This window comes from Streptomyces sp. HPF1205, assembly GCF_020400825.1.
Classification (GTDB): Bacteria; Actinomycetota; Actinomycetes; order Streptomycetales; family Streptomycetaceae; genus Actinacidiphila.
This window is the reverse complement of the sequence record NZ_JAINVH010000036.1, coordinates 35268-49529: the sequence shown is the minus strand read 5'-3', so window position 1 is coordinate 49529 and position 14262 is coordinate 35268. Positions and strand designations below refer to the sequence as shown.

General features: G+C 71.8%; 12 protein-coding genes and 4 pseudogenes. 5 read left to right on the top strand and 11 right to left on the bottom strand.

Features of this window, described 5'->3' with window-relative positions; genetic code table 11:
• Positions 1-1003: 1003 nt before the first annotated feature.
• The 3 genes from K7G61_RS29940 to K7G61_RS29930 all read right to left on the bottom strand — a co-directional run bounded on the left by K7G61_RS29940 (position 1004) and on the right by K7G61_RS29930 (position 3227).
• A complete protein-coding gene (locus K7G61_RS29940; RefSeq protein ID WP_225850179.1) occupies positions 1004-1471 on the bottom strand; it encodes a hypothetical protein in 468 nt (155 codons plus the stop codon).
• Between the two features lie 1157 nt (positions 1472-2628).
• The gene (locus K7G61_RS29935; protein WP_225850178.1) at positions 2629-2913 is read right to left on the bottom strand and encodes a hypothetical protein; all 285 of its coding nucleotides are present in this window, start codon (positions 2911-2913) and stop codon (positions 2629-2631) included.
• The gene (locus tag K7G61_RS29930; protein ID WP_225850177.1) at positions 2910-3227 is read right to left on the bottom strand and encodes a hypothetical protein; all 318 of its coding nucleotides are present in this window, start codon (positions 3225-3227) and stop codon (positions 2910-2912) included. The genes K7G61_RS29935 and K7G61_RS29930 overlap by 4 nt, the downstream gene beginning before the upstream one ends.
• 70 nt (positions 3228-3297) lie before the next feature.
• Between K7G61_RS29930 and K7G61_RS29925 the strand changes: the two are divergent.
• Positions 3298-4128, top strand: a pseudogene (locus tag K7G61_RS29925) (LysR family transcriptional regulator); the annotation flags it as partial.
• A gap of 226 nt (positions 4129-4354) precedes the next feature.
• Here the strand turns inward: K7G61_RS29925 and K7G61_RS37410 are convergent.
• Entirely contained in the window at positions 4355-4501 is a 147-nt protein-coding gene (locus tag K7G61_RS37410) for a hypothetical protein (RefSeq protein WP_374204292.1), read from the bottom strand.
• On the opposite strand from K7G61_RS37410, the pseudogene K7G61_RS37405 reads away from it, so the two are divergent.
• Positions 4452-4643 (top strand): annotated as a pseudogene (locus K7G61_RS37405) (SpoIIE family protein phosphatase); the annotation flags it as partial. The gene K7G61_RS37410 and the pseudogene K7G61_RS37405 sit on opposite strands and share 50 nt — an antisense overlap.
• A 70-nt stretch (positions 4644-4713) precedes the next feature.
• Here K7G61_RS37405 and K7G61_RS29915 read toward each other — a convergent pair.
• The gene (locus K7G61_RS29915) at positions 4714-5958 is read right to left on the bottom strand and encodes a M48 family metallopeptidase (RefSeq protein ID WP_225850176.1); all 1245 of its coding nucleotides are present in this window, start codon (positions 5956-5958) and stop codon (positions 4714-4716) included.
• A 950-nt stretch (positions 5959-6908) separates the two neighbouring features.
• On the opposite strand from K7G61_RS29915, the gene K7G61_RS29910 reads away from it, so the two are divergent.
• Positions 6909-8180, top strand: a complete 1272-nt coding sequence (locus K7G61_RS29910; RefSeq protein WP_225850175.1) for a hypothetical protein — start codon at positions 6909-6911, stop codon at positions 8178-8180.
• A gap of 134 nt (positions 8181-8314) precedes the next feature.
• On the opposite strand, the pseudogene K7G61_RS29905 reads toward K7G61_RS29910, so the two are convergent.
• The 3 genes and pseudogenes from K7G61_RS29905 to K7G61_RS29895 form a co-directional block, all read right to left on the bottom strand.
• A pseudogene (locus tag K7G61_RS29905) lies at positions 8315-9151 on the bottom strand (IS110 family transposase); the annotation flags it as partial.
• 9 nt (positions 9152-9160) lie between these two features.
• Positions 9161-10336, bottom strand: a complete 1176-nt coding sequence (locus K7G61_RS29900; RefSeq protein WP_225850174.1) for a hypothetical protein — start codon at positions 10334-10336, stop codon at positions 9161-9163.
• 463 nt (positions 10337-10799) lie between these two features.
• Positions 10800-11204, bottom strand: a complete 405-nt coding sequence (locus K7G61_RS29895; protein WP_225850173.1) for a helix-turn-helix domain-containing protein — start codon at positions 11202-11204, stop codon at positions 10800-10802.
• Between the two features lie 126 nt (positions 11205-11330).
• On the opposite strand from K7G61_RS29895, the gene K7G61_RS29890 reads away from it, so the two are divergent.
• Positions 11331-12191: an SDR family oxidoreductase gene (locus tag K7G61_RS29890; protein WP_225850172.1), complete on the top strand. Its 861-nt coding sequence runs from the start codon at positions 11331-11333 to the stop codon at positions 12189-12191.
• A 104-nt stretch (positions 12192-12295) separates the two neighbouring features.
• Here the strand turns inward: K7G61_RS29890 and K7G61_RS29885 are convergent, their stop codons facing one another.
• Positions 12296-12808 (bottom strand): hypothetical protein, encoded by a 513-nt coding sequence (locus K7G61_RS29885; RefSeq protein WP_225850171.1) that lies wholly within the window; start codon positions 12806-12808, stop codon positions 12296-12298.
• A gap of 42 nt (positions 12809-12850) precedes the next feature.
• Between K7G61_RS29885 and K7G61_RS29880 the strand changes: the two genes are divergently transcribed.
• Positions 12851-13033 (top strand): hypothetical protein, encoded by a 183-nt coding sequence (locus K7G61_RS29880; protein ID WP_225850170.1) that lies wholly within the window; start codon positions 12851-12853, stop codon positions 13031-13033.
• Positions 13034-13098: 65 nt separating this feature from the next.
• Here K7G61_RS29880 and K7G61_RS29875 read toward each other — a convergent pair.
• Together K7G61_RS29875 and K7G61_RS29870 are read right to left on the bottom strand one after the other, a co-directional pair.
• Positions 13099-13815 (bottom strand): annotated as a pseudogene (locus K7G61_RS29875) (DnaJ C-terminal domain-containing protein); the annotation flags it as partial.
• Positions 13816-13860: 45 nt separating this feature from the next.
• Complete coding sequence (locus K7G61_RS29870; protein ID WP_225850169.1) at positions 13861-14256, bottom strand: hypothetical protein; 396 nt, start codon at positions 14254-14256, stop codon at positions 13861-13863.
• Positions 14257-14262 lie beyond the last annotated feature (6 nt).

Here is a 14262-nt window from a genome sequence, read left to right as displayed (position 1 = left end):
CGACTGGAGGAGACCGGCGGCGAGGCCCTGCTGCGGGATCCGTTCGGGTGGCTGATCGGGCGGGGCCTGGCGCAGCGCCAGGCGTGCTCCGACCCGCGGTGCGACGACGGGATCCGTCTGGACACCGGGGCTGAGTGCGCCAACTGCGGCAATGTGGTCCACGCCGCGGCGAAGAAGGGCAGAAGCGGCGCACCCGGCAGGCGGTTCGCCGCGACGGCCGCGAACCGCTCCGGACTCGGCGAGGCGATCGGGATGATGACGACCGAGCGCGGGCCTGGTCGTCCGGGCCGCCGGCGGCAGCGTCCTCGCCTGTTGGGGCGACATCCGCGCCGCGGCCGTGCCGGAGCTCGCCGGCCACGTGACGGCGGTGGCGTTCGACGCCGACAGCGGCCGCCTGGACGTCGTCCCCGATGCGCCGGCCTTACGGCACCAAGCTGCGCTGGAGCGCGCAGGCTCTGGTCGCGGCGCCAGGCGTCCACGTCCTCGACGCGAACGTCCGCGCCCTGCACGTCCTGCCGCGCGCGGCCGAGAGGGCCGGCCCCACTGCGGCGGCGCCCGCCGACGTGTCCCCGGATGTTGCGCCGGAGCCGGCCGGGCCGGTGCGCACCCGCGAGGACGCCTGCGACGGCTACCGCCAGGCGCTCGCCGCACCAGGCCGCCAAGGCGGAGCAGGGCGACCGGCTCACCCCGGCGATGCGCGCCGCGATCGACCGTCGGAACCAGGCGCTGCGCGAACACCGCGAAGCCGAGAAGGAGTTCGGCGACGGGCAGGCCGCGCTTGAGGAACTGCACACCGAAGTGATCCGGCAGAGCTTGCCGGACCCCTGCGGTGTCGGTACGGGACACGGGGCGGGGTTGAGCCGCGGCAGCCGCCGGCCGATTGGTCGGCCTCGCCGATCGGGAGGGCCGGCGTCGCCTTCGCTGTGCCGGGGCCGGTGCCAACGGCATCGGCCCCGGCACAGCGTGACCCTCCTGCCGGCGCGGACCGCCCGTGTTACCGCCGTCAGAAGACGAACGGCCCCGGATTCTGCAGCGAGGTGGCCGTGCAGTGCATGGTGAATGTCCCGTACGTGCTCGTGAGGGATTTGACCTCCAGCGCCTCGCCCGGGGTGACGGTGCCCGTCAGCGGGCCGGAGTTGTAGGCCTGCCCGAGCAACGTCCAGGCCGGGTTGGACTGTCCGGTGAACGTGACCTCGCCGCCGTGCGCGTCGGACAGCGTCAGCGTCGTCCGCATCGAGTTGGCCGGGAAGGAGTGGGTCGCCCACACCACGGGTGTGGAGAAGGTGATGGCCGCCGCCGAACCGTTCTGCTGGGCGTCGAGCCTGGCCTGGCCGGAGCCCCAGTCCCCGCAGTTCACCTGGACGGTGGCGGTGGTGGGCGCGACCGCGGAGGCCGATGGCGCCATGGCCAGCGCGCTCATGGCCAGGGCCGCCGCGCCTGCCATGCCGGTGCCGAAGGTGCTGAGTTTCATGCCGGCTGCCTTTCTGTGGGGGGCCCGTCGGCCTGCCGCGTCGGGCGTGGTCCGCACCTCCCCGCACCGGCGCGGGCGGGACCCGTCGGGGCCCGCCGCACGGCGCAAGGGGGTGCCGCGGGTGCGGTGGCGGGTACTTCGCCCGGACCGGCCCTGCAGGGGCGGTCCCGGTGTGGCGCGCCGGAACGGATTCCTCGGACGGACGGGGCCGGGCGTCAGGCCAACGGCTGGTAATTGACGCTTGAAGTATATGGAGGGGTGGGGAACTGACGCGGTCTGGTTCGAGCCATTTGCGGCGCGCCGACGGCACCGCCCTCGACACCGCGACCGGCACCCGGCCCGCCGCCCGCTGCCTGCCACTGCGACGGCCGTGCCGCGCTCGAGGAACTGCGCGCCATGGCGACAACCGCGGCCGTGCGAAGCTCGCGGCCACCGGGCCTTTTCACGGTCGACCTGGCCCAGGCTGCAACCCCGGGCCGCGACGGAGCACAGGCTGTCTCCAGGCCCTCATGCGAGCCTCCAGAGCCCCGGCCCCGCCGACCCAGGCGGGCCGGCCCGCGCGGGGCGGCAGGCCGTCGCCGACGACGTCCAAGGGGACCAGGACGACGACCGGGAGCAGGAGTTCGTCCTCGGCCCGGAGCGGTGGGAGTGGCTGCAAAAGCTCCAATGTCGCTTCGGTGAGTTGGCGCGGGACGCCCCCAGGACGAAGGCGAAGAAGCGGCGTCGCGGCGGCAGCGGAGTGGCACGCCCGCACCGGCCGGGGTGCCGTCCGCGCCGCTGAGGCCGGCCATAAACCGCCCCATGGTCGTCGGTAATCCTACGAATAGGCATATAAATGGAACTGACGTGTCATTGATGGAGGACAGGTGCAACTCCCCACTCGCTCCATCTGGATGCCAGGGACCACACTCGCTCCACTGACGTGCGGGCCGAGGGTCCGAGGCGGTGCTGTTTCAGGGGTGAGAGTTCTCACCGAGGCCGATGCCGCTGGCGTGCTCGATGAGGTTCGTCTCGGTGAGCCCAGGCGCCGGGGTGGTGGAGGCCGACGCGCCCGTCGTCGAAGCCGCGACGGCTGCGGTCTTGCGAGCGCGGGCGCAGCGCCCCCTCCGTCCCCCGGCTGCCGTGCCCGTTCCGCACACGATCGCGGGATTCGGCGCCTACGTCATTGACCGCGCGTCACGTGCTTGTTGACGCTGGGTCCCTTCTCGGTTCGGCCCGGCCGCGGTGACCGGCTCGTACACCGACGGGATGAGGGCCGTCGGGGGGTTTCGGATGCCCAGGGCCCGCCTGGCGTCGCCATGGATGGTCTTCTCCTTCGTCCGGGGCGGGAGGTCCGCCTTCTCGATCGAGGTGACCGCCTCCACGGTGTCCTCGTACGGGTGGTCGATCGCGAACACGACCGCGTCCTGCCCGACGGTCGGCACGGGGGGACCGCCGCTCATGCCAGCGCCTCGTGGTTCGCCCAGGCGACCTTGTACGGGTGCCGTGACCGCCAGCGGCCGATGACCTCGTGGACGCCCGGCGCGGCGAACGCCTTCGCGAGCGCGTCGATGTCGGGCACGGCGACCTGGACGATTGCGGTCGCGATCAGTGCGGGAATGGCCTCCTCGCCGGGGACCGGGATGTGGCGCCGGGTCGCGACGGACGCCGCGAGGCCGGTGCCGAGCATGGCCCGTTCGATATCCGTCAGGTACTGATCCAGTTCGTCCTGGGGAAGGGGGTTGTCGAAGGAGACAATCATCGTGTGGTTGATCACGGTGCGATTCTCGACCGATCGGGCCGCCCGCGTCCAAGACCCGTTCGCTCTTCGGCGATAACCTGTGGGCATGGTTGAACTGGAGACCCGGGAGCTGGAGTACGTCCTCGCGGTGGCCGACGAACTGCACTTCGGCCGCGCCGCCGCCCGGCTCTCGATCGCCCAGCCGGCGCTGTCGAAGGCGATCCGGCGGATCGAGACCCGGCTCGGCGTGCCGCTGTTCGTCCGCAGCAGCCGGCACGTCGCCCTCACCCCGGCCGGGGAGGCACTGCGGGAGCACGGACGGCACGCCCTCGACGCGGTCGGCGCCGCCGTCCGCAACGCCCGGCGCGCCGGCGAGACCCACGCGCCCCTGCGGCTCGTGCTCAAACCCGGCGGCGACGCCGGCCTGCTGTCCGGGCTCCTGGCCGAGTACGCCCACCGGCCCGACGCCCGCCAGGTGGACATCCTCTTCAGCGGCCCCGCCGACCGCACCGACTTCCTGCGCGACGGCCGGGCCGACGTCGGTCTGCTCTACGTGCCCTTCGACGACCTCGACGGCCTCGCCCACGAGACGCTGCACACCGAGGGCCGGGTGGTCGTCGTCCCCGCCGGTCACCGCCTGGCCGGGCAGCCCTCGGTGTGCCTGTCCGACCTGGAGGGCGAGACGCTGCCGTCCTGGAAAGGCGTCCCCGCAGGGAACGGCACCGGCCCCGAGGTCGCCGACGTCGTCCAGCTCCTCCACATGATCACGCTCGGCCGGACGATCGCGGTGCTGCCCCGCTCGCTGGTCGAACCGCTCCCGCCCGGCCTGACCTGCGTCCCCGTGGCCGACGCCCCGCCCAGCCGCCTCGTACTCGCCTGGAACCGGCAGGACCGCCGGCCGATGGTCGCCGCGTTCGTGACCGCCGCGCTCAGGCAGCGCCGGCCCGCGCCCCCCTCGGACCCCCGCGAACCCGCCGTGCCGTGCGCCCCGCAGGACGGACTGCGCGTGCCGGCGGACGATGACGTCGCAAGGCTCTCAGGAGACCGCCGCAGGCGCTCGGTCGGTCTGGATGCTCAGGCCACTGGAGGGCGTCGGGCCCTTGCAGTTCGGCATGAGCATGGATGAGGCCGCCGCAGCCCACCGGCGTGCGGTTGGCCAGCCGTTACCTGTCGGCCGCCGAGTCGGCCCGGGTCGGCGGCGACTGGTACGACGCGATCCCGCTGCCCGGCAGCCGGGTGGCGCTGGTGGTCGGCGACGTGATGGGGCACTCCATGACGTCGGCGGCGATCATGGGCCAGCTGCGCACCACCGTGCAGAGCCTGTCCGGGCTCGCCGAGACACCCGACAAGCTTCTTCGACACCTGGATGAGCACGCCCAGCGACTCGGGCCGGACCACGTAGCAACCTGCGTATATGCCATCCATGACCCGATCGCGCACCGCCTGGTGGTGGCCGGTGCCGGGCATCCGCCGCCGGTCCTGCTGCACGCCGACGGCCTGGTGGAGGTGCTGCAGGTGTGCTTCACAGATGCAGGTCCCGCAGTGTCCGCTTGGCCAGTTCCCGGCCGGGGGCCGCGAGCTCCGCGTCGATCGCTGCGATCCGCCCGGCGTCGAGGGCCGTCGCCGCGGGCAGGTCGGCTGCGGACGCGAGGAGGGCGGTGCGCAGGTGGGTCGGCGGGTGGGTGGAGTCGGTGCTGTGGCCGCGCAGGGCACTGACCCGGCGCAGGCGCTCGTGTTCGTGTTCGGTGATGCCGTCGGCGTGATCGGCAAGGCTCTGCCACAGGTTCGCCTCGATCACCTTTGGGTCGGCGCCCTTGTTCCTGGTACGGGCCAGGATCGCCTGGCGGCGCAGTTCGTGGCCGACCGCGTCCAGCAGGTGCATCCGGTCCAAGGCAGCCGCAGCGGCCGCTCCTGAACCTATCCGGGCGGCCGCGGCGTCCGCGCGGTACTCGGCGCGCTGCGACGCACGCAGGGTGAGCCGGTCGAGCAGGCGCAGCAACCCGGCGGCCGCCAGCCATGGCACCGCGATCAACCAGGCGGCCACGGTCTGTGCCAGTGTGCGCCCCCTGGCTGACCCGGGCCGCAGCACGTAATACCAGACGCTCAACGTGTTCAGCGCCGTGCCGACGACCAGCCCCCGGCGGGTGTCGCCGTTCGCGTAGTGCCCGAACTCGTGCCCGAGGACGGCCACCCGCTGCTGCGGGGTCAGGATGTGCCACAGGGGTAGGCCGATACGCAGCAGGCGGCGCCGCCGAAGCCCGTACTCGCTGACGCCGGCATTGCCCCGCGCGTCCAGGACGACGAGGTCGGCACCGCGCGTGCCGGCCTCGGCGGCCACCCGGTCGAGCAGGGCGTACAACTCGGGCGCGGCCTCGCGCTCGACCGTCACGGCGTGCTTGGGCGGCCGGCCCAACCGCGGCCGCAGCGCGGCGACCAGGAGCAGCAGCACACAGCCGAGCAGGACCGGCGGGAAGGCCGGCAGGCCGAGCACGATCAGCAGGAGGCCGGCGACCGCGATGGCGCCCGTGACGAGGTGAACGGCCCAGGCGAGGACGTACGCGGCGACCCCCGCCGCGTCCAGGCGCGGCCCGGCCGCATCCTTGCCGGTCAGCTCGTCCTGCATGCGGCCGTACAACTGCTCGCCGTGCCGCACGGCCAACCGGTGGCGTCGGCCCTCCAAGCGCCCTTTGGGCGCGTCCGGCGGCTGCGGATCGGTGTTCCAGCCACAGGCCGCGCACCACACCACGAAGCGTGGGTCGGCGGGCACCGCTTCACCGCACCGGGGGCACGTCCGCACGGGGGTGTCCCCCGCCGACGGTCCCATCGAAACCGGCCCGGATATCGGCACGGAAGTGTCGTCGATCATGTTCCCCCCCGGGACTTACCTGCGCGGCACCGGAAACCCGGGCGTCGGATCATACTGCACGTACCCCGCGCGCGATGAGTGGCGTGGCCACCGGGACACCATGTACGAGAACCCGAGGGACCCCACACGCGCCGGATTCCGCTCCGACGCGGCCGAGCAGAAGTTCGGGCAGGACGCCGCAGATGCCCGGTTCGACCTCGTGGTCGTCGGCGCCGACACGGCCGGCCCGCGGCGCCTGGACACGCTACTCCACGGCGCGGACGTCGTGGTGGCGGTCGGCGTGGACCGGGTCCCGTGGTACACCGAGGAGGTCGTTGACGGCCGGCCACGCGCGCTCAATCGTTCCGGGAAGGGCATGACCGGCGAGCGCCCTCGTTCGTCCGCATCGACCCCGTCCTACGTCGTCCTCGGACGCGCGGTGCGCCGATTTGCTGATCTCACGAGGGTCGCGGGATTCGATGGTTCTGGCCCGGGGATGCCGTCGGCGACCGTGGGCCGGAACGCCGTCCTTCTGTCATCTCGGTGTGCCCCGGGTCAGGCCCGGCGTTCCGGCACCGCCCGCTGTGAGGGTCGGCAGCATCAGGTGCACCGGGCCCATACCGCTCTCGGAGAAGAGTTCTTTGTCGGTGGGGGTGCCGGCGGGGCTGGAAGGGTGGGGACGGAATCGGTCCGTTGAACCGGCGACGATCTGGCCGATGCGCAGCGCTCACCGCCACTACCAGCTGGGCCATGCCCGAAGAGGTGGACGCCTGCCCGCAGCCCCCGGACCACACCCGGCCGATACGGGCCATAACGTTGTCGTAGAGCTGCTCGCCGACTGGTATGTCAGTACCCATGGCTAGGGTGTCGGCGTGACTGATCTTGAGGCCGTGGCGCGTGTGCGGGTCAGCAGTGGATGTCCTGTCGAGCGCTTGGTGTGCCATCCACGCCTTCCTTTGGTGGCCGGCCTGGATGGAGAGCGTCCGACGGTTCATGTATGGAGCTGCGAGGCGGGGCAGTTGCGCGAACTCGGCTGTGTCGGTGCCGGATCGGATGGTTACGGTGATGCCTTCGGCTGGGAGCGGATCGAGCGGACGCCCGCACTGGCCTGGCATCCCGACGAGCCGCGGCTGGTCGTGGCAGGCGGCGAGTGCGGCGTGGTGCAGTGGACTCCTTCCGGGCTTTCCGGGGTGGGCGGTGTTCCCCCTGTCGCCGGCTACCGCAGTGTGGCGTTCAGCCCGGACGGCAGGACGCTGTGGGCATCGCCGTCCTCCGACGACGGGTGGGGCAGCTCTGATGCTGTCGACCTGGCTACGGGGACTGTCAGTTCGAGCCCGCCATGGGACACCGGTGTGGCCCAGCACCCCGGCGGCGGACTGGTGGTCACGCTGAGCAGCGATCAGGGCGCGACGCACGGCCTGTTCGCGCGGGTCGATCCCGGGGCCGTACCCGGTGTGATGCGTCTGCTGCGACGGGCCCTGATCTTGGACTGCGATGGTTACGAGACACCCCTTTTCAGCGCGGACGGACGTCATTTCGCGGTCAGGGGCAACGCCTATGAGAACACGCTTGAGGTGTTCGCGTTCCCGTCGCTTCAGCGCGTCCTGGCGACGACCCTCGGCGAGCCCAGCCCCGGCTACCCCTATCCGCAGGAGTGGCTGGACCGGATGCACGCCTGGTCGCGGCACAACCTCGCCTTCGGAGCTCGGCCCGGCGTCCTGTGGGTCGGAACACCTGCCGGAGACCTGGTCGAGGTCGACATCGAAACCTCCCGCGTGGTCGAGCACGACGTACTGGCCGGATCCGCTGTGTCCGCGCTGGCCGCCACGGCGGCAGGCGAGCTCGTCTTCGCGAGCGGTGCCGGCGAACTCGTGCTCGTGTCCGTGCGGTCCGACCCTGAGGAGACCCGCGCCGCGGAGGATACGGACGTGTCCACGGCCGCGGTCGCAGCGGTCTCGGAGTTCCTCGCTGCGACGTCCGAGGTTCCTGACGGTGGCGAACTGGAAGAGCACCTCGTCCTCACAGACGGAGCCCGCACCTGGAACTCGGACGATCTGGCAACGGTTTACGCCGCGACGGCAGAAGAGCCCACCTGGCTCCAGCTCCGAGCGGCGATCAACACAGCGTTCGACGCGCAGACCTGATCGACCCGGCCCAACGGTCTGTGGGGGCCTTCGATCAGCAGCCTTTCCGCAGGGTTGGCGGGCGCGTCTCTGCCCGCGGCCGGCGCTACACCGAGCCGGTGCGTCTGGGCCGGGGGGTGCCTCTATGTCTTTCGTCAAGCATGTCGTGGGGTTCTGGGTTCGTAGAAGGTGCCGTCGCGGAACATGGCGAACAGGACGCTGATGCGGTGGCGGGCCAGGCGGAGGAGGGCTTGTGTGTGGGTTTTGCCGCGGGTCCGGCAGCGGTCGTAGTAGGTGCGGGAGGCGGGGTCGTGCAGGGCGGCGAACGCGGACAGGGACATCGCGCGTTTGAGCTGCCGGTTGCCGCCTCGGGGCGCGTGTTCGCCGTGGATGGAGGTTCCTGAGGACTTGGTGGCCGGGGCGAGGCCGGCGTAGGAGGCGAGGTGGGCGGCGCTGGGGAAAGAGCCACCGTCGCCGATGGTGACCAGGAGGACTGCGGCGGTCCTGACGCCGACGCCGGGCAGCGACGTCAGGACCTGGGAAAGAGGGTGGGCCTCCAGCAGTTCGTTGATCTGGGCTTCCAGTGCTCGGCGTTGTTCGTGGACGGCAGCGAGCGAGCGGGCCGGGGACGGGATCACGATGTCGAGGGTGCCGGTGCCCGGAACGACGACGGTCTGCTCGTCGAGCGCGGCGAAGACGTCGTCGATGAGCCGGGTGGCCATGCGCGGGGCCTTGGGGCGGATCAGCTCGACGAGTCTGCGACGGCCGGCTTTGCGCAGGGCGGCCGGGGATCCGTGGCGTTCCAGCAGCCAGGTGACGGCCTGGTGGTCCAGGCGGGGACCGAGGACGCGTTCCAGGCTGGGGTGGAACTGGGTGAGCAGGCCCCGTATCCGGTTGGAGGTGCGGGTGGCCTCGGCGGCGAGGTCCTGGTCGAAGCCGACGAGCACGGTCAGTTCGGCGGTGATCTCGTCGGCCAGTTCCAGTGAGCGCAACGGGGCGGCTCAGAAGATGTCTTCCTCCTCGGCCTGGGTCAGGATGCCTTCGGGGCTGATGTAGAGGGTGTCGTCGTCGGGCTGCGTGTAGCCCTCGGCGATGTACTGCTCGATCCGGTCGCACACCTCGTCCGAGGTCGCGCCGGTGTTGGAGGTTTCTCCCGTGCGGCGGCGGCGGTTCACGCCCTGGCGGAACAGGTCGACGATGCGCGCGTCCACGCCCACCAGGGTCTGGGATCCCGGGACTGGAGCGACGACGAACTGCTGCCCCCCGGCGTCGAGGGTGTTCCTGCTGTCGAGGATCATCTCGACGAAGGGACGGTAGAACTCCTCGTAGAACTGGGCCTTGCCCACCGGGTCCCCTTCCTGTCTGCGACGTTTTTGGGCCGGGTCGGCGACGTGCAGGTGCCAGCGTCCGTCTGCCGGGTTGATCCGCGCCACCGACGCGATCCGCGCGTTGGGGGCGGTCAGGGCGCCGCCTGGGATCAGCACGCTGGCGAGTTTCCTGGTCTGGTCGATGGCACCGTCCAGAACGCCGTTCACGCTTGCGACCGGGAAACCGCCGCCCGGCGCTCCGACACCGCGTCCCTTCGCCTCCCACACCTGGCACGTCCCCGCCGCCACGTCGAAGAAGACGATGTCGGGCAGGTTCGCGGCGGCGAATGCGCCGTTCAGCGTGTAGCCCACTCCCGCCGCGCCGTAGGCGGCGGCGTGCCTGGACAGGTGCCGAGGAAAGGTGAATCCGGTGACGCCGGCGGTGTAGACGGCGAGCGTGACCCCCATGCAGTAGCTGAGCAGCCGCTTCTCACCGGCGTCCAGCGTCGCGAGGATGGGGGTGCGGGTGAGCAGGCCTCCGGCGGCGGTGTAGCAGGCCATCCGCATGGTGGCCAGTCGCCAGTTGGCCTCGTAGGCGGGGTGAACGCCTGGCGGGTACAGCCCTATGCGCAGGGCGGCATTGTTCAGCGCCGCCCACGTGTACGGAGCGCACCCGCCGAGCGCGGGTATCGCGCCGAGCCCCGCAGCCGGGATCCCGCCGACGATGTTCGGCACCAGCGCGGCTCCGGCGGAGTTGGCCAGCGCGGTCAGGCGCGGAGCCGGATCCCCCGGGCCCGCCATGCCCGCCGCGGCCAGGACCGGAAGGCAGTTGGGCCGTCCGGCAACGAACTGGTAGTTGAAGTGCGGCATAAGTCCCCCCTCAAATTTCACGACGAGTAGTCGTTCCACCGCCAAAGGTACTGACTTCACGCGGCATTTGCGGGTAAATCTCACAATCCCGCCGACAACTGCCCGTCGGCAGGCCCCTTCTCGGCCATCCTCGTCCGGGACTGCGGCCTGCCGTGAGGAGGACCCCGGCCGGCCTAAAGACCTGCGCCGCTGGTGAACCCTCGCAGGGCGGCTATCGGGTCTGCTGCCAGTGACGGCTACGGCGCCGGTCAGGATCACCGGCGGGTGCACAGGTGCCCGGCCGGACAGGCACTGCAACTGGCGGGTGTGGTCCGGCCTTGCCCAGCTGTACCACGCTGTTGGGCCGGGTCCTGCTCACCACGGGTGGTTACGGTCGGGGCCGGTGCCCAGGAATCGGTGACCGGCACCGTCGTGGCGGAGGTCCGGATCACGGTGCCGGGCGCTGCCCTGGGTGGGGGGCGGCTCAGCCGGTCTGCTCGGCGCGCGTGTTGTATGCCTTGCGGGCTGCAAGGACCTCGGTCATGTGCTGCAGGGACCATTCCGTGAGCCCCCTGAGGGGGCCGCGCAGGGTGTGCCCGAGGGGGGTCAGCTCGTACTCGACGCGCACGGGCACTTCCGGGTGGACTGTTCGCAGGACCAGGCCGTCGCGTTCGAGGGCGCGCAGCGTCTGGGTGAGCATCTTCTCGCTGACCCCCGACAGGCGCTTGCGCAGCTCGGTGAACCGGGATGTCCCGTGCTCCCCGAGTTCGCCGAGAACGAGGATCGACCATTTGTCGCCGATCCGGTCGAGCAGGTCCCGTGACGGGCAGCCCTGCTCGTACGGGTCCCAGGACGATGTCGCTTGGGTCACAGTCTCGGCAGCCGTCACAGCTCCCACCTCGTTTCTTTCGTCCGGGTGGTTACCTTACCAAAAAGTGGCTACTTACCGATGGAGAGTTTCCAGGTCAGAGTGGGGGCGCGCCGCGAAAGCCGCGGCAGAAATGGGGAACCTCACATGTCCATCGTCGTCACCGGAGCCACCGGCCAGCTAGGCCGGCTCACCGTCGAGGCGCTGCTGCGGCGGGGAGTACCGGCCGCGGACATCGTCGCCACGGGCCGGGACATCGCAAGGATCAAGGACCTGGCCGACCGCGGTGTCGTGACGCGCCGGGCGGACTTCGCCGACCCCGACAGCCTTGCCGTGGCCTTCACGGGAGCGCAGAAGGTACTGCTGATCTCGGCCTCGATGCCCGTGGAGGATCGCCTGGCCCATCACCGTCGCGCCATCGACGCAGCACTGACCGCCGGGGTGTCCCTGGTCGCGTACACGAGCATGACCCGGGCCGGCACAGCCCGCACGATCCTCGCCGCCACCCACCGTGCCACCGAGGAGTACCTGCGCGAACGCAACGCCCCGGCCGTGGTGCTGCGCAACAGCTGGTACCTGGAGAACTACACCGACCAACTGCCGCCGGCCCTCCAGCACGGCACCTTCCTCGGAGCGGCCGGCAAGGGCACGGTCAGTGCCGCAGCCCGCACCGACTACGCCGAGGCCGCCGCGGTCGTCCTGACCACCGAAGGCCACACCGGCGCCGTCTACGAGCTCGGCGGCGACCAGGCCTTCACCCTGGCCGAACTGGCCGCCACCGCCTCCGCCGCGACCGGCGCGCCCATCACCTACACCGACCTCCCCGCAGACGCGTTCGCCCGGGCCCTGACCGGCGCCGGCGTGCCCGCCGAACTGGCCCAGATCCTCGCCGACTCCGACCTCGGACTGGGCCGCGGCGAACTGTTCACCGACACCGGCGACCTGCGCCGCCTGATCGGACGGCCCACCACCACCCTCGCCGACGCGATCACCGCCGCCCTGCGCTGACATGTGACCCAGCCCGCGAACCCCGAAGGAAACCACACCCTCTGTGAACCAACCGGAAAAGGCCTTCGTCATGTCCAGCCGCAGCACCGCGCGATGAGCTCTCCTCACTCTCGCCCCGACGTTCGCCGACAATCACTGCATCTACACCACGAGCATTGACGACGGCACCGTCTACCGCGGGCGCCCGGCAGGCTCATGGGGGGCTCATGACTGGTGATGTCCGCCGCGCCGCCGCAGGATTTGCCCTGCTTCGAGGAACTGCTCCATTGCGGGCACGACGTCGCCGCAGGACAGACCCGCCGTACGGCCAGGCTGTCCGCGGCGCGCGGCGCGGCGGGGACCGTCCGCGCTCTCCTGACCCTCGCCGCCACGCCGACCGGCTGCGGCTGCGGCTGCGGCTCCGGTTCTGGTTCCGGCGACGCGGGGGCGCCGACGCCGGCCGCATCGTCCCGTACGGCCGAACCGTCGCCCGCGAAGACCTCGCCGTCGCCGTCGCCGTCGCCGTCGCCGTCGCCGTCGCCGTCGCCGGCGGCGGTGAAGCCGATGAAGCTGTCGACGCCGGCCGAGCTGCGCGGCTGCGCGGACGGAAGCTGCACCGTCGTCGTGACGAAGGGCACCGAGATCCCGGGCGTCGCCCGCCTGGGGCGGGACCGTTCACGGTGACCGCCGTCGGCGCCGACGGCGTGGACCTGACCTCGGTCGACGCTACGGGATTCACCTCCGCCCTGCTCGGGCAGCGCCCCGAGCAGGGCGGGCCCTCCACCGTCAACGGCCTGTCGATCAGGGTTCTCGCCATCGCAGGGCGCACCGCACAGCTCCACCTCTTCCCCGCGAAGCAGTAGGCCCGATCCCGGCCGACCCGGCCAAGGGCGAGCCGGACCACGAGCACTCCTTGCACACCGTCGCGTCAGGGGTGGGCCGGGGGAGGCTGGAGGCGGATGGTCGGCTGGTCCTCGCCGCGCAGGTGGGCGAGCCGGCGGACCAGTTGCTCCTGTTCCGCGTCGAGGGCGGTCGGGGTCGGGACCTCGACGTGCACGACGATGTCGCCGCGGCCGGGGCCGCGAAGGTGGGGGATGCCGTGCTGGGAGAGGACGAGGGACCGGCCGGAATGCGTGCCGGGCGGCAGGTCGATCTCTGCCGGGCCGTCCATGGTCTCCAGGGCGAACCTCGTGCCGAGTACGGCGGCGGTCATGGGGACGACGACCGTGCAGTGCAGGTCGTCGCCGCGGCGCCGAAAGACCGGGTGCGCCTTCTCGCGGATCTCCACGTACAGATCGCCGGCCCGACCGCCGCCGGAACCGGCCTCGCCCTCGCCGGACAGGAGGATCCGGGTGCCGTCGTCGACTCCGGCGGGGATTTTGAGGGCCAGCGTCCGCCGTAGCGGGACCCGGCCCTCGCCGCCGCACTCGTGGCACGGGGTGGACATGGCGGAACCGGGCCCGCCGCCCACGCCGTGGCAGGCGCCGCAGACCGCGGCGGTGTCCACGACCACCTCCTTGACGCAGCCGGAGGCGATCTCGTCGAGGCCGAGGTCGAGCCGGGCCGTCGTGTCCTGGCCGGTGCGGGTGCGCGCGCCCGTGCCGGACTGCGGGGACCGCGGGGGCTGCCCGGGGAAGGCGTTCATGCTCTCGCCTCCGAAACGTGGAGAGGTGCAGGGGTGGAGAGGTGGTCAGCGAGGGTTGTTCCATGCCTGGTCGGTGGCGCGGAGGCGGGTGAGCAGCTCCTGGCCTGACGGGCTGTCCGCGTCGAAGGGGTGGAAGCCCTGCTGCTCGGCGGGGACCTCGGGCCCCCACAGCCGGGCGCCGTGGCAGTGGAAGCAGAAGGCGATCTCGAACAGGCGAGCCGTGGCGGTGCGGGCGCGGATGCCCCAGCCCGGGTTGAAGCAGCGGCGCATGTCGTCGCCGGGCAGGTCCGCGATCAGCGCGAGAAGCCGCCGGACCTGGTCCGCCGCGCTGACCTCGACCTCCTCGCCGGCCAGGTCGTCCGTGTACGGGTTGCGCATGGCCGAGGTGATACGGACGACGTCCATCCGCTCCGCTCTGGCACCGGCGGCGGGAAGCAGCATGGGCAA